The sequence below is a fragment of the Pseudomonas sp. OST1909 genome, assembly GCF_015277575.1.
GTDB classification, from domain to species: domain Bacteria; phylum Pseudomonadota; class Gammaproteobacteria; order Pseudomonadales; family Pseudomonadaceae; genus Aquipseudomonas; species Aquipseudomonas synxantha_A.
This window is the reverse complement of sequence record NZ_CP063780.1, coordinates 1,554,055-1,572,185: the sequence shown is the minus strand read 5'-3', so window position 1 is coordinate 1,572,185 and position 18,131 is coordinate 1,554,055. Positions and strand designations below refer to the sequence as shown.

Annotated in this window: 4 protein-coding genes; 3 read left to right on the top strand and 1 reads right to left on the bottom strand. The window is 60.5% G+C overall.

All coding sequences use genetic code 11. The features are described 5' to 3' along the window. Positions 1-54: 54 nt before the first annotated feature. Entirely contained in the window at positions 55-3,153 is a 3,099-nt protein-coding gene (locus tag IH404_RS06810; protein WP_194440184.1) for a transglycosylase domain-containing protein, read from the top strand. Here the strand turns inward: IH404_RS06810 and IH404_RS06805 are convergent. Further along, a complete protein-coding gene (locus IH404_RS06805; protein WP_194440183.1) occupies positions 3,140-7,777 on the bottom strand; it encodes a hypothetical protein in 4,638 nt (1,545 codons plus the stop codon). The two genes, IH404_RS06810 and IH404_RS06805, sit on opposite strands and share 14 nt — an antisense overlap. A gap of 133 nt (positions 7,778-7,910) precedes the next feature. Here IH404_RS06805 and IH404_RS06800 point away from each other — a divergent pair, with 133 nt between their 5' ends. After that, the gene (locus tag IH404_RS06800; RefSeq protein WP_194440182.1) at positions 7,911-12,989 is read left to right on the top strand and encodes a DUF6543 domain-containing protein; all 5,079 of its coding nucleotides are present in this window, start codon (positions 7,911-7,913) and stop codon (positions 12,987-12,989) included. Between the two features lie 198 nt (positions 12,990-13,187). Beyond that, on the top strand, positions 13,188-18,038 hold the full coding sequence (locus tag IH404_RS06795) for a hypothetical protein (protein ID WP_194440181.1): 4,851 nt from the start codon (positions 13,188-13,190) through the stop codon (positions 18,036-18,038). Positions 18,039-18,131 lie beyond the last annotated feature (93 nt).

Genomic DNA, 18,131 nt, shown 5'->3' with positions numbered 1-18,131 from the left:
AGCGTCTACGCTTCAGACAAGTCCGATCAATCTGCAAGCAGGGATCAATCGACTATGGGCGCTCTGTGGCAAACCGGTCCCGTCAAGGCTGAACTCGACAACGACAGCCCGCCCCCAGCACCTTTGCCCAAAAAAACCAGGCCCTGGCGGCGCCTGGGTTGGCTGATCCTGTTAATGGCCTTGATCGCCCTGGGTTTTGCCGCCAACCGGGAGATCCACACTGCCCGTTGGCAGGCTCGCGAGTTCAGCCAGTGGGCCGCCAAATTGACCTACAGCTTGGCTCCAGGCGCCAGCGATGCCATCGTGTATCCCGGCGCCGGGCCGTTTGACCAGCGCCTGGGCTACAGCGCCCTCGGCGAATTCCTGCCTCGCCTGCTCAAGCGCAACTACCTGATCCAGTCCCAGGTGCGCTTTTCCGAGGCACTGATGGATTACAGCCAACATGGCCTGTTCATTCCCTACGCCGAGAAAATCCAGGCCGGGTTGACCATCACCGATTGCCGCGCCGCACCGCTGTATCAGTTCAACTACCCTACCCAGTTGTATGCGCGTTTCGATGACATACCGTCGCTGATGGTCAACAGCCTCCTATTCATTGAAAACCGCGAGTTGCTCGCCGCTGAACCCGCACAGGCCAACCCGGCGGTGGATTGGCCGCGCTTTGCCAAGGCTGCGTGGTCACAACTCACCCGTCAATTGCACTTACCGGGACAAACTGCGGGCGGCAGCACCCTGGCGACCCAACTGGAAAAGTATCGCCATTCGCCCGACGGCCTGACCCTGTCGGGCAGCGAAAAAATCCGCCAGATGCTCTCGGCCAGCGTGCGGGCTTACCAAAATGGCCCGGACACCCTTCCCGCCCGGCAAAACGTCGTGCGCGATTACCTCAACAGCGTGCCTTTGTCCGCCGTGCCTGGACACGGCGAAGTCCATGGCATGGCCGAAGGTTTGCGGGTGTGGTACGGCGCCGACTTCGCCCAGGTCAATCGAGCCCTGCTCGATACGGCATCGACGCCAGCCAGCCGCGCCGCGCGTGGCCTCGCGTTACGCCAGGTATTGTCGCTGATGATCGCCCAGCGCCGTCCTTCCCATTACCTGGCCAAGGGACACGACGAACTGGCACGACTCACCGACAGCCACCTGCGCCTGCTCGCGCAGAACGACGTCATCGACCCAAAACTGCTCCAGGCCGCGCTGGCAGCGCGAGTCACCTACCGCGACTGGCAGCAACAGCCGACCGTCCAGCCCATCGACACCAACAAGGGTATCAGCGTCGCCCGCAGCCGCCTCGCCGCGCTGCTCAACCGACCGCTGTACGACCTTGACCGCCTGGACCTTTCCGCCACCAGCACCTTGCACGGCGAGCTGCAAACCCAGGTCACCGACTACCTCAAGCAACTGGCCGACCCGACCTTCGCCGGTAAAACGGGCCTGCTCGGCGAACGCCTGCTGACGCCCGCCAGCACATCCCAGGTGCGTTACAGCTTCACCCTGTTCGAGCTGACACCGGACGGCTCACGGGTACGTGTACAAACCGACAACACCGACCAGCCCTTCGATATCAACGAAGGCAGCAAACTCGAGCTAGGCTCCACGGCCAAGCTGCGAGTGCTGACCACCTACCTGCAAATCATCACCGAGCTGCACGACAAGTACGCCGCACAAGCACCCGCCGCACTGAAGAAAGTCGACATCGCCGAACAGGATCGCATCAGCCGCTGGGCCGTCGACTACTTGATCCAGACACCGGATAAATCCTTGGCCAACATGCTCGACGCCGCCCTCGACCGCACTTATTCGGCCAGCCCCAACGAAGGTTTTTTCACCGGTGGCGGCCTGCACCACTTCCACAATTTCCGTAACGAAGACAACGGTCGCAACCCGACCTTGCGCGATGCATTGCGCGAGTCGATCAACCTGCCGTTCATTCGCCTGATGCGTGACCTGGTGCGTTTCAGCACCTATTCGGGCGCCAACAACAGCGCCGAGTTGCTCAAGGACGACAGTGACCCGCGCCGCCAGGAATACCTGGCCGACTTCGCCGACCGCGAGGGCACGACGTTCCTGCGCAAGTTCTGGAAGAAGTACCAGAAGAAAGACACCCAGGCCCGCCTCGACACCTTTCTCGACGGCCTGCGCCCCACGCCGATCCGCCTGGCCGCCGTGCACCGTTACTTGTTGCCCAACGCCAGCCAAGGCAGCTTCGACCTGTTCGTGCGTGCGCACCTGAACGGCATCAAAACCGGTGAGAAACTCACCGACGAGCGCCTGCAAAATCTCTACAAAGCTTACGGCCCCGGCAACTATGACCTGCCCGACCAGGGCTATATCGCCAAGGTGCACCCTCTGGACCTGTGGCTGATGGGCTACCTGCTCAATCATCCCGAGGCAACCTTCAGTGAGGTGGTCAAAGCCAGCCAATTCGAGCGCCAGGAAGTCTACAGCTGGCTGTTCAAGAGCCGCCATCAGAGCGCCCGTGACAGTCGCATCCGCACCATGCTCGAGGTCCAAGCCTTCCTCGATATTCATCAGCGCTGGCAAGCGGTGGGCTATCCATTCGACCATCTGGTGCCCTCCCTGGCCACGGCTATCGGCAGCTCCGGCGATCGCCCGGCGGCACTCGCGGAATTGATGGGGATCATCCTCAACGATGGCGTGCGTGCGCGGGTGGTGCGTATCGACAGCCTGCACTTTGCCGCTGATACACCGTATGAAACCCAGGTGATCAACGACCCCGCCGAAGGCAAACGGGTGATGCCGCTCGAAGTGGCGCGAGCACTGCGCGGGGCCTTGTCCCAAGTGGTGGATGCCGGTACGGCCAAACGCGTGGCTGGCAGTTTCAAGCTGGACGACGGCACACCGCTGGCCATGGGCGGCAAGACCGGCACCGGTGACAACCGTATCGAAGCCATCGGCGCCGGCGGCCGGGTACTCAGTTCCAAGGCGATCAACCGCACCGCCACCTTTGTGTTCTATATCGGCGACCGGCACTTCGGCACGCTCACCGCCTTCGTCCCGGGCAGCTCGGCACAAAACTTCAAGTTCACCTCGGCGCTGCCCGTGCAGGTGCTCAAAGGCATGGCGCCCATTCTGCTGCCGTACCTAAAGCCAGGCAGCCACACGCTGTGCCAGCCCGTGGCTAGTCAACACTGAAAAACAGGCGTCGGGCAAAAGGCCGCGTGATCTTTGCCCGGTCAATTTCCAGGGTCTGGCGCACACGCCCGGTCTGGCCACTGCGCATACGTGTGAACGCCTCGGCCTCGACCCGGGCCTGGGCCTGGCGTCCCAGGCGCTCCTGCTCGGGGCTCTTGAGGTGGGGATCGCCCTCATAATGATCTTCCGGCCCCTGGGCCCTTTTGTAGTGGAAGTGGGCGTAGCACAAAACCCGGCCGGTCTTCCTCGCGTCAACGACCGCATACACCTGCAGGTAATCATCAACCGTGTCCTTGAGCAGTACACGCTGCCCCTTGCGGTAGATGAGCACTTCATTGTGGCGCTTGAGAAAATCGACGTGGTCCTGAGTGGTGGGTCGCAGCCGGGTCGCTTTAATCCGTGCCGCCAACCCGGCAGCCTTCAGTCGGGCGTCAGCCAGGCGTAGATCGCGCGCCATCGCCAGTGCCTTGGCTTGCTGCACAGCCACCAGTCGAACGGCTTCCATACCCTGACGCCTGCGGTCAATCGCCTCGGCGGTCCAGCGGCGGGTCTTGGCCTGCGCCTCGAGCAAGTCCTCCAGGGAAGACGGATCGTTGACCCGCTCAATCAGCACCTCCACCTGCTGGATCGCTCTACGCTCATCATCCAGCAGTGCCTGACCCTTTTTCAGCAAGCTACCAAGCTGCGCATCAGGCTTGGGCGTCGGCGTCACCGGCTCCCAAATCCCGTCCTGGCCCTCGGTAAACGTGCCGATGAGCTCGCCGCCAGCCTCATGCAACTCTGCGGTGACGGGCGCCAATGACGTGGCTTCATTGATCTGCGCCACATACATATCGTGATTACGAGTACGGATAATTTTTTTACGCCGGGTGCCTTGGGACACTGATGCGGGTGCAGTCGGCCGTTCTGCCTGGGGTTCAGGTTGCAAGAGGCTCGCCAGTTCTCTTTCGACCTGTTGGTGCAGGCTGGCAAGCAGCTCCTGCAGTTTTTGCAGGTACTCCAAGTCGAATTTTTCCGGCTCCATGGCACGCCAGAATTCAATCTGATCGTCGACTTGCGCATAGACTTGGTCAATATTCTTCAGCAGTTCAATGCGTTCTGCCGGCGTTGTTTGCAGCAGTTGTAAGTCCGCCAGAGAGCGAGTGGCACGGCGTGCACGCTTGACGGCTTCGTTGACAGCGTCGAAGAAATCGTCGCTGAGCTCAGGTCCCGCAACATCGATGGAAATTCCCCACAAGGTCGTCAGTTGCAAGACTTGCAGATCCTGTATCAAAGGGCGCCCGGCTAGCGTCAGCGCTTGGGCCTTGTCCCGACCTAGTCGAGGAACACGGCTCAACTCATCCAGATACCCGACCTCCAGGGTTCGCCAGCGGATGCCCTTTTCTTGCACAGCCGCCAACTCACGCATGACGGTGCCCAGCTTGGCATGATCCTGGCGGTTGATATCCGATTCGGCTTCTTCCGGGGTTTCCTCACTCAGCCGGTCCAACAGCGGCCTGAGCCTGGCATTGCAGTCCACTACGTGTCGTCGAGACTCTGTATCCAATAACTGCGCGGTCAGAATCACTGACTCCAACACTCGGCAAAGCTCTACTTCATAGCCAGGGCGAGGGCCCAATTCCCGTAGGCGCTTGAGTAGCTGCAACTCCCGCTGTACATGCTGGAACTTGCTGCTCATTTCCCGACCATAGCGCTCCCATGCCTGGGTACGTTGCGGGTCAGTGATTTGCCCGGCGGGCCGGGTCGCCAACGTGCGTGCCAGGTGCATCGCGGTGTTCGCCCTGGCGCAGTCCGCCTGGGCATTTCTATAGTCAGCCTCAAGTGCTGAGAGGATGGCCGGCTGCGCGTGCCGGGCTTGCTCAATCACCTCGTCGGCATTGCCGCCCGCCAACCGCAGTCTCAAGTCAAAGTCCCACCGCCCCTGGCCCAGGTGCCTGAGCCAAGGTCCAAGGGTGGCGCCATCAGCGCTAACCACCCGGACCACGCCTTGATTGATTTGCACCCGGTACAGCGCCCCTCGAACCAACGCCTGCCATTGCACAGGCACATGGGAGGTATCACGCAACAATCCCTGGGTAGCACCACTGGGCTCGGCGTTGTCCAGGGCAACCGGCCAGGGCGTCGGGAAGGTCTTCAGGCGCAACGGCTGGATCAACGCCCGCTGTTGCGGCGTCAGCACGTCGCGGGCATTGGCCCAGCGGGTGGGCGTGTAGAACGTCGCCGGCGGGGCAACAGGCTTGAGCGGCACAGCCCGTTGCACGGGTTCGACACCCGCCAAAGGTGCAAACACCGGGTGCTCCAGCGCCAAATGCTGTTGGGCATCCTGGGGCGCGGCCTGATGGGCCACAATCGCCATCAGGTTCACCAGCATGTCGGTGAGGGCTGCACTCCTCGCTTGCCCATCGTGACTCTGCAGCCCTTGGATATCGCGCTGCGCGCTGTCGACTAACTGAGCCAGCCAGCCCCCCAGCATCAACGGCCCGTTGAGCAACGGCAGCACAGTGCCCAGTAGCAGCCAACCGACCTGCTTCAAGTTGGCCCAACGCTGCTCGGCATTCGACACCGACTGGCGGTCTGCCAGGGCTACCAGTGCCTGGGTCGTGGCGTTGAACACCTGCTCCGTCGGGTCGGTGGTGACCACCTGTTTGCTCAGTTGTGCCGGTGCCGGCGCCTCATACACGCTGAACTCATCGCCCGGTAGAACGCGGCGAATATGCGGCTCATGAAAGCCATTGTTGGCATAGATCGCCTGGCGCGCAGGCGCAAGCCAGGTCAACACATTGTCCTGCAGGGCACCTGGGGTCTTGATCGCCGTAAACAGAGCCTCCAGCGATTCATATTCCAGCAGCATCGGGCTGAACAGTGGCCGGTACAACAGGTGCGGGCCGACTTGCCCCTGTTGCGGCCCGATAATGAACATGTTGGCGACCACATCTGCTGCGGCCTGCGCCGACGCCTTGAACGCCAACGGCCACAACGCGACCGCCTGCCCACCGACCTTGCGTTCGGCGGCACTCGCCTGCAAGGCTGCGAGTACCCGCTGAAAACCGCTGCGGGTCACACCGTGCTCGCCCTTGATCTTCGATTCCAGGGCCAACATAGGCAGTTGCACCCGCAGTTGCCGGCTGAACTGTTGCCGACGACGGGCGGCCCCAGCCGTGTCGTCGATCAGTGTTTTTTTCAGCAGGGCAGGATAGGTTTGTCCCACATCCGCCTCGTCCACACAGCGCTTGATCAGGTCGTACGTCAGCCAGGTCGGTGCCTCTGCGTCGTTGAGCGTGATGCGCTTGGCGGTGTGCGGGAAGCCGGCAAGGTTTTCCAGGGCCAGCTCGGTCAGCGTCACCGTGACAGGGTCCACTTCCCCGGCAATGAACCCGCCAGGCACCGGCACGGCTGCCGCGATCACTCGATCAAAGGTCAGCGAAACGTCACCCGGCTGCAGGCTCTTCGCACCAGGTTGCCTCCTCAAGCACTGCTGTAACTGGCGGTCAGCGTACTGGGTAATCGACTCGATACCCTCAAGAAAATCCGCTGCCCCGCTTTCATGCTGGGCCAACACCCACTGCTGCAACAACTGGGCGTAGGCAATGCTGTCCTCAGGGCTCGCCTGGGTCAGCCACCCCGGCATGACCTGGCGCAAACGCTGCTGGGGCGCGCTCAGTTCACAGATAAACCAACGCCTGGGATCAATGATGTAATCGAGCAACGCTTGGCACGCCTGCGGCGTACGCCGCACCGTGCGCTGGATGCTATCAATCTCCAACAGTTGGCGTGCCAGATAACTCGACGCCAAGGCATCGAACGGGTCGCCTTGAGACTCCAGGACGAACCACTGCTCAGCCACTCCCGTCAACACTGGGCTCGTGTAAGCCGGCAACAGAGCGCCGATGTCGTCCAGACTATCGAGCGCGTGGATACCGCTAGCCGGGCTGAACAATAAGGTGGTCGAGGCATGACTCAAGACCAGCAGCGGCAACATCTGCGTTTGATCACCCCCCTGCAGGTGTACGGTGCGCACCTGCAACGGGCCGCCATGCAGGCTCCATGCAGCGGTCGGCCGCACCGGGCGTAACAAGGCCTTGGGGAACAGCGCAGCGAAACGTTTTTCGTCCATGCCAGGGGGGATCGGTGAGTCGTAGAGCAACGCCAACAGGTGGTCGGACAGATAGCCCCAACGGCCCCTGTTTATCGGAAGAAGCTCACGCCACCATGTTTGCAAACGATTGGAAAAAGACTTCAGAAGCACGGCGCCGCACTCATTGATCAATTTCTCCAGCTCAGCCAGGGTCGGCCCACTCGGCGCAAACACCTCGCGAACCCGACGGACCACAACCTGATACTGCTCGACCAGCAATGTCGGCCTGGCACTGGCCAAGCGCTGCACCACTAATTCGGGCAAAGGCTGGTAAGTGTAGGACGGCAATGCAGCGGAGCTGTCAGCGGTAGGTGTGGCGATATGGATCAAGCCGGCCATCCACTGCTGCGGCGCAAAATGCTGGTCCAGATAGGCTTGGGCAGCCTCTTGCGCCACAGTGAGCAGTGACGGCGGATCGCGGAACAGGGTCTGGATCTGGTCAATATGGGGTTGGCGCAGGGAAGCGGGGCTGGGTTCGGTCGAGGTCATGACAGGGTTTCTCGGTGTGATAGAGCCATCGACGCTACAGACTGCCCGACACCCAGTGTCGATAGACAGTTACTGCCAGGTGCTCCCCTGCGCAAGCCTAATCTGAGTGCCCGTCCCACTACAGACATACGCCATGACCGCCATTGCCCCCTCTACACACGAAGATAAAGGCCAGCACTACGACGTCATTCGCAAGGCCTTGCCCGACTGGATCACGACGCTGTCGGCATCACGTGTCAGCGCCTTGAAATCCAGCCGAAAAGCTATTGCGGCCTGGTACAAAAGCGCCTCGCCCCACCAGCATCAATTATTGAAAACCGCGATTGCCGAACATTGGAAAACCCAAACCCTCATTGACCAGAAACTCGCCCCGGCCACCGACCTCAAAGGCTTCGCCGAACCGTTGTTGAAAGCCGCGCTGATACAGCAATACAACCTCGATGTCGATGTCCGCAGCACCTACCTGCGGCTCTATGCTCCGGCCAACCAGGCATGGTGGGTCGTGGATTTCAGAGGTGGTGTGCAAAGCCGCACGGTGTCGCTACTGGACGCGGCGCTGCACAATTTTGCCGACAACGAGACATTCACCGCCGATTCGCAATTCATCACCCAGCCCGACGCCTTGGGCCATTTCGAAGTCCTCCCCCTGAAAGCCCGGCTGTCGATCCAGCAGTTCAAAACGCTGGTTCGCGGCCTGGACATCGGCGCCCAGTACCAACAGCACCTTGAGAACTATCTCGGCCGCACCGCACCTGTGGTCGAAGGGGTACTGCGCGCCCAGGTGTTACTCAACCAGCAGGCCGCCCTCACGGTGGCCGCTCGCATGGCGTTGATCAAGGGCGATATCCAGGCGTTGGATCATGCGTTGATCACAGGTTGGGTCAAGGGCCAGCAACACCTGACGCTCGACGGCAAGGCCGCGCACTGCCATGACCTGAGCCTGATGGATGCCACCTTGACCGGCGTGGTACTGATTGCCGCCGACCTGGAAGTCAGTCGCCAGGCATCCCCCGTGATCGCCTATATCCCGGATGACCCGCAGCACCCACTCAAGCGCTACGCCTCGACGGTGGAGTTCATGCAGGCACTGACGGGGCAACTGCGCCAGCCCGACTATCAGCAATTCTTCAGCCGGTTTGTCGAGCATCAGTACCAGGGGCATTTTTTCAACCAGTTGGGCACGCGTTTGAGCCAGGTGAAATGGCATCAGCACGCGCCCGGCGATCCACAGCCGACCTGGCGTGAAACACCCATCGACAACCCCAACCTGCAGTTCAGCGTGACGCGTGTACGCACGCCACTGTGGGAGCACCTGTATCAGCAAAGTCTCAATAAAATCCTCAACGATGCCCGTGAACTGGCGATCGCAACCGCCTACGCCGACCGCATGGCACGTTGGGCCTGGTGGGACAATCTGGAAAAAATCTTCTCGGACATTCTCAACGCGGCGCTATTAGTAGTGACCCCCTTCGTTCCGTTTTTGGGCGAATTGATGCTGGCCTATACCGCTTACCAACTCGCCGACGAGGTGTTCGAAGGATTGTTGGATTGGGCCGAAGGCCAGGGCATAGAGGCCATTGAACATGTGGCAGGGGTGACGGAGAACGTGGTGCAACTGATCGCGTTCGGCGCCGCCGGGCAACTGGCCCATCTTAAGCTGTCCCCCTTTGTCGAGGGTTTGAAGCCTGTGACGCTGGCTGACGGCAAAACCCGTTTATGGCATGCGGACTTGAGCCCCTATGAACAAAAAGCCGTAACCCTGGCCCCCGGTTCGAAAGCCGATGCCCATGGGTTTCACTCGCACGCCGGCAAAAAAATCCTGCGCCTGGAGAACAAGCACTACGAGGTCAGCGAGGAAACCGACACCGGCCGGCACCGGATCATCCATCCACAACGCCCGCACGCCTATCGTCCCGAGGTGGTGCTTAACGGTCAGGGTGCCGTCGTGCTGGAGGGCGAAGAACCCAGGGCCTGGGACGACTCACAACTGCTCCAGCGCCTGAGCCCCATCACCGCCACCTGGCCACCTGCACGCCTGCAACAGTTATACGATATCAGTGGCACCGAACCCGGCGCGTTGAGGCATATGTACGCCGAAAACCAGGCACCGCCGCCGCTATTGAGCGATACCCTGAATCGCTTGAAACTGCGGCAGCAGATCGAGGCTCTCAGCGAACCCTCCGCCGACAACGGTGAAGCCGCCTATTGGTCCGCCGACATGGTAACGCGAATGCCTGGCTGGCCGGCTGATAAAGCCGTCGCGGTGTTCGAGGCCGCCGACCTGAGCGGCGAGCCGATGCACCATGGCGCAATGCAGGCAACTCAGGAATCGACGCTGACCATCAGCCGTGAAGCGTTATTGGCAGGCCGGCTAATCCCACGAGTCGTAGACTTTCTGGACACAACCGAGCTTGCCGCTCTACTCGACCAGCCCTTGCCCGCCGACAATGACGCGCGGGTGCAAATCCTGCGTGAACAGCTGAGCCGTTACATAACCACACGCAAGGAGGACATCTTCGAGCACCTGTACGGTTTCAAACGCCAGTCGAAAAGCGCCCACGGGTTACTGCTGCAACGCCAGTTCCCCGAGCTGCCCGACACGCTGGCCCAAGTGATACTGAACCAGGCCCGCCCGGCGGAAGTGCAGTTGATGAATGACGAGAAGCGTTTGCCGCTACGGCTCAAGTATCAGGCCAGGGAATTGCAGTTCGAAGCACAAACCACCCACGCCTACGAAGGTTTCTACCCGGGCAACGCGCCCACACCCGATACCGAACGGCTGCTGCTCAATGCCTTGAGGATTCACAGCGACGCGTTCGCGAACCTGCGCCTGAGTATCCGCGAGCAAGTGCCCAGCGGGCAACTGCGTTGCCGTGTCGGTCCGGACGAGGCGGTGACCGATACGCTGCTGGTATGCACAGCGCCAGGGCGATATGCACGCCATGAAGCCAGCGGCGATAACACCTGGGACCTGTATGAAGCCGTGCTGCAAGCCGTACCCCCTGGCACCCTGGGCTTTGCACCGGGTGACGGCGAGGCATTGCGCCAGTGGCTCACACGTACCCTGCAACCACCCGCCGAACGCCGCGCTGTGTTGGCCGAACCGCCGGTCTTCACCGTCGCCCCCCTGGAAATCCAGGATCTGCTGCAACATCCAATAGTCAGCGCCCTGCGCCGTAGGCTGGGGCGTGCCAGCGTAGACGAGCGCCTCAAGGCTCTGTATCCGACACTTTCCGAAGAAGATGTAGCGGCCTATGCCCTGTCGCTGGACTCGGCCGAGGGAAAGCGTCTGCTCACTGAGCTTGAAACCCAGAAAAAAGACCTGCTCGATGCACTCGAAAATTGGCAGGAGCTGCCAGCCGCCGGTACCCGCAAGCGTCGCGCAGCACTGCCGGAGCAACTGTTCAGGAAACGACTGAGCACACTCATACAGCAGAGTTGGGAGCAATCGGCCCAAGGTTACGAAACGGACTTCGGCGAGCGCCGAGTGGGTAGCGAACTGGACCTGCGTGGAGAAACCATCTACGGGTTTCTACAAAACTTTCCCCGATTGGATACCGCGTTGAACCACATCACCAACCTCAACCTGGCAGGCACCGACTTCACGGATGCCGACAGCCCGTTCCTGCACAATTTCCCTAACCTGCGTATGCTGGATATCACCGGCAAGCACCTGATGACCTTCCCTGCGGCCCTCAGCGGTATGCGTCGCCTCACCCATCTGGGCCTGTCCGAAAACCCGATTCGCTGGCGTGCGCAAAACCTGGAACACCTCAGGCAATTGCAGCACCTGAAGGTATTGATCCTCTCGCACAATGAACACCTGGTCACACCGGCGGACATTAGCCGCATGCCGGAATTGTGCATACTGGCACTCAACAACACTCAGATTCGTGATTGGCCGATAGGGTTGTTCGAGCTGCCTCGCTCGCCCGACTTCAACCTGAACTTGCTGAATACGCCAATCACCCAAGTACCGATTGTCGAACCCGGTTCGGCGCAAGCCGAACTGGTGACACGTGCACGCCTGGACAACAACAAGCTGGAACGCGACGCCGAGGATCGGATGGTCAGTTACCGGCGTGCCGCGGGCCTGGATCCTTATCGCACCTATCCCCCCCGAGGCCAGCTGGACAGTCAATTCTGGCTCGAACACCTGACACCCGAAATACGCCAGGGATGGCAGGAAATCTGGGACGATCTCGAACGGGAACATGGCTCACAGGGTTTTTTTGAAGTCATCAGAAGCCAGCGACCACCCGCCCCCGAGATCGTCCACGACCCGGCCGACCTGGTGCGCTACAACCAGAACCTCAGACAATTGCGCACCAATGTCTTGCGCCTGCTAAGGGCCGCCGACAGCGACGAACAAACCCGCACCGCGCTGTTCAACCTGAGCGCTATGCCGACCCACTGCGCCGATGCGGGCGCCCATCTGTTCAACGCCATGGGTATCGAAGCCATGAAGCTGGAGGCATGGCGCGAGCCGACCCCTCAAGCCCGGACCGATGCGCTGGTACGGCTGGCCAAGCAAAAGGCCCGGTTGGACAAGGTCAACCAGATCGCCAAGAAAGACATCCAGACTCGCCTCAACACCTCCACACTCAATGAGGATGGCAGAGAAGGTCCCCCTTTGCGGCTGACCACCGATGTGGTCAACGGTGTTCCGGGCACCCTGGATGAAGTCGAAGTGTACAGCGCCTACCAGACCGGCCTGAAGGAGCGTCTGGATCTGCCTTGGCTGGCGGATCACATGCTATACCGCCATGCTGGCAATGTCGCAACCTCGCAACTGGTCAATGCCTACAACAAGGTCATCGAGGAGGAGCAAGGCGACGGGCTAGTGAACCAAATGCTTGAGCAGTATTTCTGGAAAGACTACTTGGTCAATACCCGTCCCGAGGCGTTCCGACAGATCAAATGCCAGCATCAACAGGCCAGTGAAAGCATCGACGACTTGCGCCTGGCTCAAAACGCTTGGGCCGCCAATGAACAACTGCCACCGGAGCGCAAAAGCTCGACCACCAGTACCCAACTCCGGCAGCGCCTGCTCGAGCTGGCAGACGCGCTGAATGTCCCCCATGAGCAAGTCCTGACTCGCGAGCCTATGACGGATGCACTGTACTTGAGCCTGTTTCTCAAGAGTTTCTACGACGAACAGGAACTGGGCCGCCGCCTGACCCGCGAGGCCATGGTTGCCGCCGGGTTGTAACCCTCACTCCCATTGCACAAGCGAGCTGGAACCAGGCGCGCCTCTGGTTCCAGCAAACCTCAGCTGAATGCAGAGATGAAAGGCCCATGCTGTGGTTATGTATGGCCGCCCCTTTACCCTGGGTAAGTAGTGTAGGTCGAGTCGATCGTTCGATTCACATGGGGTGCCGTCACCCTATCTCTACAGGAAACCCAGGTTATGTCGTCACTTACCCTTCCGCCACCCGAAGACTTGCTATATCGGTTACCGGCATGTCTCACCGCCATTGAACATCTGCTCGATGCCCAACCGGACTTCGCCACGCTGATGGCTGCCCATTTGCGCCAGGCACTGGCCAACCTTGTGCCCGGTACCCCGCTTGATCCCGATGCAGTTTTCCTGAACGAGTATGTGTACGCCCCCCCGACAACGGACATTCCAGACCGCCTCGAATCCAAGCCCCGTGTCACCCGAACGCATAACCTGACCCAGGTTATGCAAGAGGCTATTGCCACCGGCAAAATACCGACCGAGCATGCCAAGGCACCGCAAACCGGCGTAGTCGAGCAGGCCGTGGGCTTCTACACACGCGCTCACGACACTGGTCGCGACGGCGAAATATCGGCGCTTGAGGTCACGGCCTTCAATCAACTGATCAGCAACCTGCACCATGACAGCCTGGCACTGTACGCGCGCAGGCTCGATGTGTTCTGGACGTCTACCCAGGCAACCACCGGTGCGCTGAGTGTGTTGGAGGCCATCAGTCAAAAACAACGCGAAGTGTTCGTGCTTGAGTCGGACCTGAAAACCCACGACGCCCTGCAAGAGGTCACAAAGGCCGAGCAGGCGTTGCAGAAAAAACCCACGGACGCTCAAGCCCTGGCGAACGTTGCCGCAGCCAAGGCCCACCTGAAGATACACACCGAAGGCCGGCAGTTGATCGACAACCTGGTGCGCCATGAGACCTCGGGCACTGCCACACGGCCACAGGTGGTGACGATCACCCTGTACTCAACGCGCCAGCCCGAATGGTCGGCGGCGCTGAACGGCTGCTTCGTACTCACCGAACAATTGCACGGGACGCGTCCGGCGGTCCTCTACACCCCGCAATTCGGGGTTGAGGTATTCGAGCATTTCGTCACCTTGGAGAACACCCTGCGCAGACGCCTGGTGACGGGTGCCGATAAAAGCCGGCTGCTTATCAACATTGCGCTCAGCCAGCGGCACCTTGCCGACGAAGGATTACGCAGTGGGCAGCACTTGCGCTACACGCCGATTACCGGCCCTGTATTCAGCACGTGCCTGCAAGCCCAGCGTGACCAGCAAGATGCCGATATCGACCAAGCCTTCAGCGCCACCCCTACCACGTTTGACACCTTGGCGACCGCACTGAGCGCGACCCTGGCACTGCCGCTCAAGGGTAGCCCAAGCTTGCGCGCCCGCCTGCCTGCGCCGGTAGACCCAATGACCTTGCCCGCCCTCGCCCACACCCCGCCAGACCCTGAACAACAGGCGCAGTTGATACAGCTTTGGAACTCACTCAACCAGCAGATCGAATACGTACTGGCCCCAGACAAACACCCTTCGCTGGAGGGCGTGTTGTCAGCCCTGCTCAAGGAGACCTTCCCGCAACTGGCCCACGAAACCAAACCGGTCGATTTGTATGTCAACCGCTACCGCACCGACAGCGACGGCCAGCGCCATTTTGAATCCTCGCAAACCTTGTTGGAGGCGCTTTGCACCTTATTGCGCTGGGAAGATGAACCCCAGGAACAAGCGAGCCACACCGAAGGCGTCTTCAGCAGCGCCACGGCTTTCAGCGCTGCCGACCAGATCCCCTACACCGGCACACTGACGGCCCTGGCAGAAGCCCTGCTGGCCAAGTTGACCGCGCACATCACCACTTACTGGCAGACGCCCATAGCGCCTGAATTGGCCTGCCCACAAGCCAGACTGATAGAGGTGCACCGTCAAGCCCTGGAGGTGCAGGCGCGCCTGGGTATGGCCGACAATACCTTGAGCCCGCAGGCCAAACGGCTGATCGATCACGCGCTGCACTACCCGACCCAGGCCCGTCGTGAAGCCCGCTTCAGCCACGCAAACCGGCCAGGGGTGTATCAATTAACACTGAACACCGGTGACGCAGAGGGTGCGCGCCTGCCCGGCAGCTTCGTCCTGACCTCCAGCGACGACTCCCGCCCGGTACTTCCCCATTGGCCCTACGGGCACAAAAACCTCAGTACCCATAAAGCTGGAGCGGGTACGGTAGTGCTGTATACCCCGAGCCAGGGCTTTGAAGAATTTGCCACCCTGCAAACACTGCACGACACCCTCAAGGCACGCATCGATAGCGGTGGCGACACGGGCAGGTTATTGATCGCCAGCTTGCCGCTGCTGGTACTGCGCGGCAAAACCGGGTTATGGGGCAGTGACCTACGCACCACCTTTGCACCGATAGCCCGTGATTTTGTCGCCGATAGCATTCAGGCATTACTGGACAAGCAGCAGTCTGATATCGAAGCCATCCTGGGCCTGAGCGAGGGTGAACCGGATCCCCAGAGCAACGGCCGTGTAGAACTGGTCGAGCTGTTGGACATGGCAGAGGCCTTTGTGGCACGCAACCAGCGGCTGCTGGAGCATTGGCGGCCAGACTGGGAAAAGCGCCTGAACCCAGCGGACCAGAAGGCACTGCAAGACCAGCTACGCACCGCAGACGAGAAACAGAACGAACTGAGCAAACAATGGAACGCGCTGATTCCCACACTGGCCGAGTATGCCAGGCAACAGGTGCTAGTGAAGATACGCGCGTTCCTGCCAGACTATCCCACACAGGGCATTGACCCCGACCAGACGATGGTCATCCGTACCACGCGAACCCGAATCAGTGGCGGTGCCGGTTTTGGCTCAGTACATGAAACTGTGAGGTCGAGCCCCATAAGCCTGACCAACCTGCTGCTGAAAAACAACAAACCATGGACCAGGAGCTTATCGTGGACAGAAGACGACACGTTGGAAGCCACCCTGACCACCTCGCAGGGCAACTGGCTACGTGACGCCCAAGGTAAAGCCATCACCGTGGACAAGGAACGCCTCGAACTGTGGGTCAAAGAGCTGAACATCGGTCACGCGTACACCGAGAACGTCCTCAAAAAACACCTCGCCCCCCAGACCGCGACGGCCGTGAAAAAAGCCTGGATGGCGAGCCAGGCGGCGACCCTGGACTATGCAACCTTGTTGGCCCGCCTGAGTCCGGATGCCTACAGCACAGTATTGGCCAGTGACCCCGCCCAAAAGAAAGGCGCCGCCTGGATGGCGGCAGTGCTCGCCGCTACCGACCCCAAGGCACGCCAACCGGTCGACGGGCAGGCAATCATCGCCAATGCCCTGATGTTCAACCCCGCCAACGACGCTCCCGAGGGACGCGGCGGGCAAACCGTGAACGGCGTTTTGATACTCTCCACCGCCGTCGATGAAATGCTGGTGCTCTATACCCCGCATTCGCCCGACAGCGTGGAGCTCAGGGAAGTCGCCAGCGAAGCTGAACTGATCAAACTGATGCGCACTTCGGCCTGGCAGGCTTACCTGCAGGCACGTTTACCCGCCAACACCCGCTTGCTCAATCATCGCCTGATCGCCTATCCAGGCGATGTACTGGAGGGGCTGTACCGGCAAAACCACCTGTATTTGCTGGACAAAACCGATACTGAAAGCGTGACCAACGAGGAATTGACCTACCAGTCCACGCTTAACAAAGTGATGTTCAGCGTTGAAGTCGTGATGACGGTGCTAGGTGGGTTCCCCTGGGCCGGGCACCTGACATCTTCCGCCTTCAAGTGGCTGGGCCAGATGGGAAGTACCACGGTCCAGGCTTTACGCAAAGTGGGGCAAATCGTTGCAGGGTTGGTTATACGCAGGAGGAGCGGACAGGTCCTGTTCGAGTTCGCAACAGCCACCACCACGGTCAGCGGAGCTGCACGCACCGCCGGTATTGGTATCAAGCCGTTACAGATGCTACTCAGGCCCGCGAAAAACACGCGCAAGCCCGACCTGACGGCCTATGAGGCAGCCTTCCAACAAGAGTCTCCCGCCCTGGTGGTCAAGGATGGCATTCCGGCCGGCTCGTCTCTGTCCGAAGGCACAGGCATCTATCGCACCACCAGCAATCCCCCCACTTGGTTGGTCCACGCCGCCGATGGGCAAGGTAAAGAGCAGGTGTTTCGAATTCAGAACTCGTTCAACCTCTACGACCCCCATGGGCTGGTCGTCCCGGTACTCACCCCTCGCGGCGGGGGCACGTCTTTCAAGCTGCGCAAACTGGCCAACCAATCCTGGGCATTGGACACGCTGAACCGTGTGCCCGGCGGAGGGCCAAAAGTCGACAGCGCAGTCACCGTTGCTCTCAGGGACTGGAACGCTCACGTCGCCGCCAATGCCCAGTCAGCCAACCCCCTGACAACGCTGAACCCCGCAGACTTTTTCAAAAGCCGAGCGGTCGCAGTCAAGACGTGGAACAAATATGTAAGGCAAAGCGGCGAAATAAACGCGGCGGGACTAGCCAGAATCAGACCAGCCCCCCCGCAAGGGTACGAACCTTTTAAAGACGAGCTTTTCAGCACCTGGGTAGGGCTCGGTGATAAAACCACGGCAGCCGCAGACGCCTTTGTACAGACACATCGTATCAACCCAACAGTGTGGGCAAGGTACATTGCAAAAAGCGGTGAATTGACCGACCTCGGCATAACCCGACAAATCAGGCTGCTCAAGCGTCCATCGGGCGGGTATGGCAAGATCACGGACCAACATCTTCTGGATTGGGACAGGTTGCATCTTCGACCGGAAAGCCTGAGAACGACGCCCATCACACGGGAGGAGGTTACGATGTACGCATTAAAAAATAACATTCACATAGACTCCTGGCTGTCATACGTATCCCCCAGAAACGGCGCCTTCTTCACGAGCTCCCGCTATCTAACAAAGCGCCTTGAGCGCCTGGGAATTCCCGCTACAGCGCCACAAACAACCCCTATCGACTTCTCAGCACCAGGCCCCTCCGCCCAGGCTCCGCTCTGATCGCGCCCTGGTGCGACGCTTTTGGGCTCAAGCGCCAGTCATTACCGACGATACCTTGACCGGTCCCTTGAATAGTTACCGCCGACACAACCC